Annotated in this window: 7 protein-coding genes and 1 pseudogene; 4 read left to right on the top strand and 4 right to left on the bottom strand. The window is 46.2% G+C overall.

The window, feature by feature from the left end; translation table 11 throughout:
• Nucleotides 1–62: 62 nt before the first annotated feature.
• Complete coding sequence (locus NDI52_RS34385; protein ID WP_348257162.1) at nt 63–1,301, bottom strand: PAS domain S-box protein; 1,239 nt, start codon at nt 1,299–1,301, stop codon at nt 63–65.
• A gap of 683 nt (nt 1,302–1,984) precedes the next feature.
• Between NDI52_RS34385 and NDI52_RS34380 the strand changes: the two genes are divergently transcribed.
• On the top strand, nt 1,985–2,824 hold the full coding sequence (locus NDI52_RS34380) for an EamA family transporter (RefSeq protein ID WP_348257161.1): 840 nt from the start codon (nt 1,985–1,987) through the stop codon (nt 2,822–2,824).
• 815 nt (nt 2,825–3,639) lie between these two features.
• Here the strand turns inward: NDI52_RS34380 and NDI52_RS34375 are convergent.
• Entirely contained in the window at nt 3,640–4,041 is a 402-nt protein-coding gene (locus NDI52_RS34375) for an SH3 domain-containing protein (RefSeq protein ID WP_348257160.1), read from the bottom strand.
• Nucleotides 4,042–4,353: 312 nt separating this feature from the next.
• Here NDI52_RS34375 and NDI52_RS34370 point away from each other — a divergent pair, with 312 nt between their 5' ends.
• Together NDI52_RS34370 and NDI52_RS34365 are read left to right on the top strand one after the other, a co-directional pair.
• Complete coding sequence (locus NDI52_RS34370; protein ID WP_348257159.1) at nt 4,354–5,400, top strand: alpha/beta hydrolase; 1,047 nt, start codon at nt 4,354–4,356, stop codon at nt 5,398–5,400.
• A gap of 115 nt (nt 5,401–5,515) precedes the next feature.
• Nucleotides 5,516–6,328 carry a hypothetical protein gene (locus tag NDI52_RS34365; RefSeq protein ID WP_348257158.1) on the top strand — a complete coding sequence of 271 codons (813 nt, stop codon included), beginning with the start codon at nt 5,516–5,518 and terminating at the stop codon, nt 6,326–6,328.
• Between the two features lie 20 nt (nt 6,329–6,348).
• Here NDI52_RS34365 and NDI52_RS34360 read toward each other — a convergent pair whose 3' ends face one another.
• On the bottom strand, nt 6,349–6,948 hold the full coding sequence (locus NDI52_RS34360) for a hypothetical protein (RefSeq protein WP_190773762.1): 600 nt from the start codon (nt 6,946–6,948) through the stop codon (nt 6,349–6,351).
• Nucleotides 6,949–7,036: 88 nt separating this feature from the next.
• Between NDI52_RS34360 and NDI52_RS34355 the strand changes: the two are divergent.
• A pseudogene (locus NDI52_RS34355) lies at nt 7,037–7,363 on the top strand (transposase); the annotation flags it as partial.
• Between the two features lie 194 nt (nt 7,364–7,557).
• On the opposite strand, the gene NDI52_RS34350 reads toward NDI52_RS34355, so the two are convergent.
• A partial coding sequence (locus NDI52_RS34350; RefSeq protein ID WP_348257157.1) for a hypothetical protein occupies nt 7,558–7,761 on the bottom strand: 204 nt, incomplete at its 5' end.

The raw sequence follows: 7,761 nt of genomic DNA, 5'->3' as shown, positions 1-7,761 counted from the left end.
AAGCCAAGAGTATCTTTCGCTATGGTTTCGACCACCTGCGTCAAATCCTACTGAATCTGGAGTTATTCATCGATGAGTTTTTCCACGTCCTTCAATTTTTGTCCTGTACCTAGGTCATGGGCATAATCCCCTGCATGGACCAGGTTTCCATAGATGAAGTTGACAGGATTATTAATTTCATGAGCAACACCTGCAACCAGTTGTCCCAGACTCGACATTTTTTCGGTTTGGACGAGTTGTGCCTGAGTGTGTTGGAGTTTGTGCAGTAGCTGCTCCTGTTGTTGTGTTTTTTCCCGTAGCTCAATCTCAGATTGCCGTAATGCCATTTCAGTTTGTCGGCGCTTGATGCCAAAAGCAATCTCTTGTGACACCAGTGCTAAAGCGTCTAAAGTGTCAGGTGATAGAGGTTGGCGCGCAAACATTGCCATCACTCCCAATAATTGATCTTCAACGATCAGAGGATAACCCGCGAAGGCAATCATACCCTCCCGTTTTGCCCATGCCTTATCGCCTACGCGAGGATCATCTAAGACTGAATTGGTGAGGTGGGGTTGGCGCTCTTGAGCAATGAGACCAATTTTGAATTTTCCAATCGGAACACGAGCGTGATCTCCATTAATGTGAGTGTATAGTCCTGAGCTCGCTTGTAGTTCTAATAGATTTTCTTGCTCATCTGCAAGCCAGATACGAGCAAATGCAGCATCAAGGTGGGAGACCATCGCCTCTGTACAATTATGCAGCATGTTTTGAAGAGTTTTGCTGCGCGTAAAGGAGGCATCAACCTCGGCTCGAAATGCTGCTAAGCTTAATTGTTTTTGTAGCGCGATTTCTGCTTGTTGACGTTGAGTAATGTCATGCAAAAATAGTGTAAAAATTCTTTCATCTGCTACTTCTAGTTCGGAGAATGAAGCTTCGACCGGAAAGAAGCTCCCATCTCTACGGCACGCCAAATTTGAGCTTCGCTCTCTCAGTTCCTGTGTATTGCTAGCACTCTTGTTAGATGATGTTGAAAATCCATGGGGCAGCAGCAGGTCAAGTGGCTTGCCGAACACCTCCTGAGCTGTGTAGCCAAACATTATTTCAGCTGACCGATTAAATAAAGTAATCTTCTGTTCATCATCAACTGAAATAATGGCATCACTGGCTGTATCAAGAATACCTGCGACTCTAGCCTGGGAAACTTGCAATTGCTCATTTAACTGCTGGAGCTTCGTAGGGTTTGGCAGGGCGAGAACTTTTGGAATGAGTGGGATTAACTCAATTGCAGTAAATACAGAAACTAAGGCGGTGATCGCCTTCATTCCTCCCGAGAGCCAGTAGGTGGGATACCAGAGTGTCCAAATTTCCAGGATGTGCGTTGTGCCACAGGAGATAATAAATACTCCAAACAGCAGAAAGATCCACTTAAACGGCAAATCTTTTCGTTCACGAACGAAATAGAAAAGAGCAAGGGGAATGGAGTAGTACGCAAGGGCAATTAGAGCATCAGCGGTAACGTGTAGCCCAACGAGCCCTGTCTTCCAGAGATAACAATGCCCATGTGGGACAAACGGCCCCATACTAAAAATGGCTTTGAGGAAATCAAACATGTACTTGAATTAGCAAAGAGCTTGCTTGGTTCGACAAAACTTTAAGTTTCTAAGCTCCAGTGTTCCCAAACTGACCTGAGATAAGACATTGGGGTCGCTCCCATTTCCGCAGAGATACAGCCATTCCAGATGTACAGTGACTTTTTAATTTGCTATGGAGCCACATTAGTAACATTCAAGCAGCATATCTAAACCCGCCTTGCTGTTCTATTTTGAAGCATCTTAGGATTTTTATAAAATCAAAACCTGTGGCTTTTATAGGAGAGGGCGGCTCCGCCGCCCTCTCCTATAAAAGTTATGCAAGTACTCCTGCAATAGAAAAAAATGCTTTGGAGAAACTGGTATGTTAACCCCAATGTAATCCCTGAGCAGGTAGCGAGACAGCTTAAAAAATTATGGAATGGTTACCCTTCGCAACAATAGCCTATCTGGTTTGGTCCATTGCAACCTTAACCAGTAAAGTTCTGCTCAGCCGCTATACTTCCAGCTTAGTCGTCTATACCGTATCGCTTGGTCTTGTCAGCCTTCTGCCATTACTTCTAGTTCCTGTGCGTGGGTTAACGATCCCAAATCCTGGACTTTTATGTATGGCACTTGTCGGAGGAATGCTCTACATCACGGTAATCATGCTCTACTTCAAGGCGTTGTCCTTGGAAGAAGCATCGCGAGTGATTCCGCTATGGCGTTTTACGCCGATTTTTGTCCTGCTTCTTTCCGGCTATCTGATCGACGAGCACCTGACTCACTACCAGCTCATTGCGTTTGTGCTGCTTGTCCTAGGTGGCTTTGGAGTTTCAGTGAAGCGCATAGGAGATACTTTCAAACTCAGTCCAGCTTTCTACTGGATGTTGTTTTCTAGTCTGGTTGGGGCCATCTACAATGTCTTAATCAAATTCATCTACCTTCGCCTTCCTTACTACGATGGTTTTACTCTTATTCGGTTTGGGGCTACCCTCACGGCCTTAGCCGTTCTCTCCATTCCCAAAAATCGTTTGGTATTGTTCAATTCTCTTGCGTCGGTTAGTAATTCCATCAAAGCTCTGATTTTATTCAATGCTGTTCTTGACCTCATTGGGCTTGCCTTCTTGAACTTTGCCCTTTCCCTGGCACCCGTCACTCTGGTCAATGCATCCGCTGGAATCCAGGCTGTTTTCGTGCTGTTCTTTTCCACAGCCATTTCCTGGAAGTTCCCTCATGTTCTCAAAGAAGACATTGATCGAAGGACTTTGACCTAAAAACTGGGGGCGATCGCTTCCATCGTTGTAGGTGCTGCACTGCTAGCATTAGCAGGTTGAGGGAATACCTGCGTATTGACGTTGCTAAATGGAACTACGTCATTTTCAGGAGATGGTGATAGTACTCTGGGTCTCGGATAAAGCCTTGGCTTTCATAAAGCTTCTGGGCAATGTGATTATCGATTTGCGTTACCAAGGTGATACGTACAGCTCCGCTCTCTTTTGCGTACGCCTCTACCGCATCCACTAGTACGCTGAGGCGGAAATCCATCATCTATGTTTTTGTGTAGGGTGCGAAGCACCCTACACAAAAACATAGGTTGCGAACTTAGGCCGCAGCCTACTAGTCTTGTTGCAATACCTGCAAATGCGTCCCCCATAGGTTCCCGATACTCGCACTTGACTCATCACAAAAATGCCATTACCGACAGAATATACGCTGTTCCGCTTATCACAGGAATAGGCAGCAACATAACAGCCTAGGCATTCCCTAAAAGCATTCACTGTTGGTATATAAAAGTCTTCAGGAAGGATGACCCGTTCCGGTTCTAAATTCTGACTGACAGGAAACTGTAAGGTTTGAGCTGGCTCTGGAAGCAACGCTTATAGCTTGCAGGTCATTCATACTCAGACTTCATCCTGGCGGTTTCTTTAAATTTAGCCGTGAAGGTTGATCGCCAGTATCTATTATTTCGTAGACTTGCCAACTCAGGATAAAGAGCAATACCTTCTAATCGAGGAGTTCTAATTTGGAACGCGTTCATTTCTTCCTCAACCAATCTCCCAGTATTGTCCCACGATAAAACAGGTCTAAGTCAGTAGTCATAATCATACTCCTCATCAGGTGAGAGAGGTGGAAGAGGTGGGAGAGATGATCGGGAATTCCAAGAGCGATCGCCTCTCGAACAAACGCGACGAGTTGCTCTTTCGCGGACCCATCCCGTTTGATAGTAGGCGCTAAAACGATAATCTGGTGTGTAAACTTCTAGCCAATCATCGCTTCGTCCTCTTACATCCAAATCGGTGCCGTTCGGAACGGTGGCAATGATGTTAAAGATATTGCGTTGAGGTTCAGATCGCACATCCACCGATCCATCCCAATCTTCAGCGATCGTGCGACAGCGACTCGCCTCAGCAACGGAAGCAAAACTCAGCCAGGGTACGGCAAACGTGATTCCAATCAAGCTAGTTTTAGCTAATAATGCAGTCCAATTCATAAGAATTTCTTCAATGGGTAAAGTTCAAGGGGTGACTATAACTGAAGCTTAAATTTCTGCTTCAGATATCACTACCCCTGACTCGTCTCAAGCCATCGACTCATCCAGTCGAGTGAATCGATTGATAATGGAATTCCTACAATTGCGTGAGGTATCCGCGCCTCCGAATCAGTGATGCTGATTCCAGAATTAATAGAGGCGAGTCCATAAGAATGGTTCCAACTCTTACATCCCTGATGCTGATGCCCCAGACTGAGTGCATTTCATCTAAGGTTGTCCTTGATCAGTATCCTCACATTCACGGTGCTTTTGATGCTTAACGATACTCACACAGCAAAAACTCGCCCCCAAAACCCGAAACCACCGTTTCCTTATCAAAGTATTGAAGTTAGTTACAAAAACTCAAAAGCTCAATCCGTTCGTTTAAGTGGGACGTTAGTCATTCCAGCAGGGCAACCACCGTTTCCAACGGTCCTATTTATTACGGGGTCTGGGTTGCAAGACCGGGACGAGACAGTTTTCAACCACCGTCCCTTTGCAGTAATTGCTGATTATCTAGCTCGTCGAGGCATTGCCAGTTTGCGGGTTGACGATCGCAGTATTGGTCAATCGACAGGCAATGTTGAGAATGCTACAACAGTGGACTTTGCAACGGATGTAGAAGCAGGAGTCGCCTTTCTGAAAACTCGTGCTGAAGTTGCATCTAACAGAATTGGGCTAATTGGTCACAGTGAAGGAGGGGTGATCGCTCCGATGGTAGCAGCAAAACCAGAAAATGGCATTGCGTTCATCATTCTACTCGCTGGTACTGGGGTGGCAGGCGATCGCATCTTGCTAGAACAGCAAATGGCCGTTGCAAAAGCAAATGGAGCCACCTTCCAAACAATAGAGACACAGCGCAAGCTGATGGAAACAATTCTGCCAATCATTAAGACTAGCAACGAGACTAGGGATGTTCTCACAGACCGGCTAGTAACAGTTGCAAAGGAAATTGATCCTGAGACATCAGAGAACAAAATACGGGGCAATATGCAGCGGCTGACATCTGCTTGGATGCGATTTTTCATACGCTACGATCCGGCTCCTGCTTTAGCCAGGGTGAGATGCCCTGTACTTGCCTTGAATGGTGCAAAGGATGTCCAAATCACCCCTCAACTTAATTTGACAGTAATTGAACAAACCTTGAAGCAGGCAGGGAATCAGGACTTCAAAACGGTAGAACTTCCTGGACTCAATCATTTGTTCCAAACCGCTCGAACAGGCTCACCAAGCGAGTACGAAGAAATAGAAGAAACGTTCTCACCAACTGCTCTCAAACTAATTGCTGATTGGATCGAGCAAAAGGACAGGAGGAGCTAGTAGAAGCATTGCAAATAACCTTTCTACACAACGAAGCCGACTTGCTCCGAGATATGTCTGTTTGATGTAGTTGATGTTATCCAACCAAACCTAAACTTTGCTGCAAGGAGTGTGCATGAAACGGAAACAATCCAATCACAAAACATTGAGAGCCCAAGATAGATACACGATACTGAGGCTTACTACTAAGCCGGACACGTTCGGTCAGCGCTATCTTAATTCATCATTTGTGTGGCTCTCTCTTATGCTCCTATGGGCTACTATGGATGTGCTCCACGCAGCAATTCCTTCAGGCGGACGTCCTATAGAGCCGAATACATGGATTACGCACGTAGTGTTCACATTGGTGGGCTTAGTTGCAATCTGGTGTATGCAGCGGAGCGGTTTTCCCGCAGCGTGGGATAGTCGCACTTCACCTAGACAACGACTGTTACTTCCTATTCTTGTAGGCATAACTTTCGGTGTCTGCGCCATTTTAATCGACCAAATAACAGGAGCCACAAGTATTCTGACAGCTAAAATGGGAAACGATTTCAATGTTGGTTTTCCAGGGTCCTTGTTCGTTTACACAGGAGGAGCGATCAAACTAGAGTCCCTGTTTCGTCTAATACCCATTCCGATCCTTCTTTGGCTTGGATCTTCTGTTCTTCTGAAAGGCCGCGCACAGAACAAAATCTTTTGGACCTTGGCTGTGCTCACTTCTGCCGTTGAGCCGCTCATTCAGGGCATTCCGCTCATGCAGTTAGCAGGTGGTGAGATTGGAATTTTCGCCTTTTTTGCTTACGCAGTTCATGCTTATGCCTTCAACTTCGCTGCGGCAGTCTGCTTCCGCTCCTATGGCTTGCTAGGCGCCATTCTCGTACGTTTCGGCAATTATATGATCTGGCACATCGGGTTCGGTTTCTACCTCCAGTATCTAACGAGCTAGTTGGCAAATTACCTCGCAATTCACTCAACTTCGTGCTGAAGTGTGAGTAGAAGGAAGACGTAATCAGCCATCTGCAGACCATCCCAAGAGTTATCGACTGTATCACGGATAAATGCTTCAGTCTCTTGAGCACTCCATCCTATAGCTTGGGTCCGTTGTAGAAGGGTTTCAGTTAAAAGAGCCTGAGGAATTGGATATTTTTTGACAACTTCACGAAGTAGCTCCGGCTCATCCAAGAAAGTACTCAGGTCGGGACGAACATACCAATCAGCTTGCCTCTCATCAAAATCAGGAGGAGGGGCCGTAAGGTAAATGGCGTCAAGTGCATCTACTACGTGGAGCCAACCAATTTCGTTAGCCAGAAATAGCCAATCTTCCTCTTCACCCTCTAAAACTCTTGCGTCTCTCTCAGCCTCAGCACTGATAGGGTTGTAGACTCCTGCCTCCCAAGCCAGTGCCTGCTGTTCCTGATTCTGGAGAAGATCCTGCTGGATAGAGCCTTTAATAGCCACCTCAGGCTTTACGCTCCGAGAAGTAATGGCCTGCTCTTCTTGTCGCTTAGCAGCAGCCTTTCGAGAGCCAGGCGACTTTGATGCGTTGGTTCCAAATCCTTTTGCCATATAATTTCCTTAAGCTGGTTTAAAGATAATATTTAAACTCTTCCTTAAGCAAGTGTAACGCGCATCCTACGCTTCTAATCAAGGCAAGATTGCAGCCAAAGGAGCCAAAGTGGTCATTCTCCCGCGCAAGGATGCGGTGATTTGGCAGCATGGCAATCGCAAAGGCAAACCGCATTCACGGGATGAGAATCTGCGTGCGATTCGTCAGCATGGACGCAAACGCTGGAAGCAAGATTCTGGCTATCATCGTCGCTCGATCGCAGAAACGACTATGTTTGGCTTGAAGACGATTTTTGGCGGCAATCTAAGTGCACGTGAATTTGACAACCAGGCAGTTGAACTGTTCATCAAGTGCGCTGCGCTCAACCGGATGATCCAGATGGCTAAGCCCGATAGCTATAAGGTTGAAGATTAATACCAAGACGATCGCAGGGCACGCGGTTTTCGGGCTTCGATGCCCATACTAAGAATTGCTGCTTACGCGCTCCAGATATGGTGGGCTTGCGTAAGCCCTGATTTAGTGGTTGGTTAAACATCAATGCTCCACTGTGTAACGGAAAACAATGGCCTCAAGCGATGGAATCTTGATATGAATTAGCAAAGATGCGACTAGCGATTACCTAACTTTGCCCCAAATCTGATGAGGGTTGAGATCGCTTCTTCACTTAATCCTTTTACTCCTGCAATATTCATCCCTTCATAACCCTCTTCCATCCTTCTCGCGAGAAATAAATCAAAATAGAAGAATGTTTCTGTTGCCATCTTTAAGGGTATGGTTACGCCGCGTGAAGCTCGTCCAACGCTCCGATTCGT

Origin of the sequence: Leptolyngbya sp. PL-A3 (assembly GCF_039962325.1) — a bacterium.
GTDB lineage: Bacteria > Cyanobacteriota > Cyanobacteriia > Elainellales > Elainellaceae > Vacuolonema.
Note: the sequence above shows the minus strand (reverse complement) of the source record. Positions and strands in the feature narration are given on the sequence as shown.

Excerpts from the sequence above, each read along its gene's own strand:
- NDI52_RS34385 (WP_348257162.1), bottom strand. The coding sequence starts at position 1,301 with ATGAAGGCGATCACCGCCTTAGTTTCTGTATTTACTGCAATTGAGTTA.
- NDI52_RS34370 (WP_348257159.1), top strand. The coding sequence starts at position 4,354 with ATGCTTAACGATACTCACACAGCAAAAACTCGCCCCCAAAACCCGAAA.
- NDI52_RS34375 (WP_348257160.1), bottom strand. The coding sequence starts at position 4,041 with ATGAATTGGACTGCATTATTAGCTAAAACTAGCTTGATTGGAATCACG.
- NDI52_RS34365 (WP_348257158.1), top strand. The coding sequence starts at position 5,516 with ATGAAACGGAAACAATCCAATCACAAAACATTGAGAGCCCAAGATAGA.
- NDI52_RS34360 (WP_190773762.1), bottom strand. The coding sequence starts at position 6,948 with ATGGCAAAAGGATTTGGAACCAACGCATCAAAGTCGCCTGGCTCTCGA.
- NDI52_RS34380 (WP_348257161.1), top strand. The coding sequence starts at position 1,985 with ATGGAATGGTTACCCTTCGCAACAATAGCCTATCTGGTTTGGTCCATT.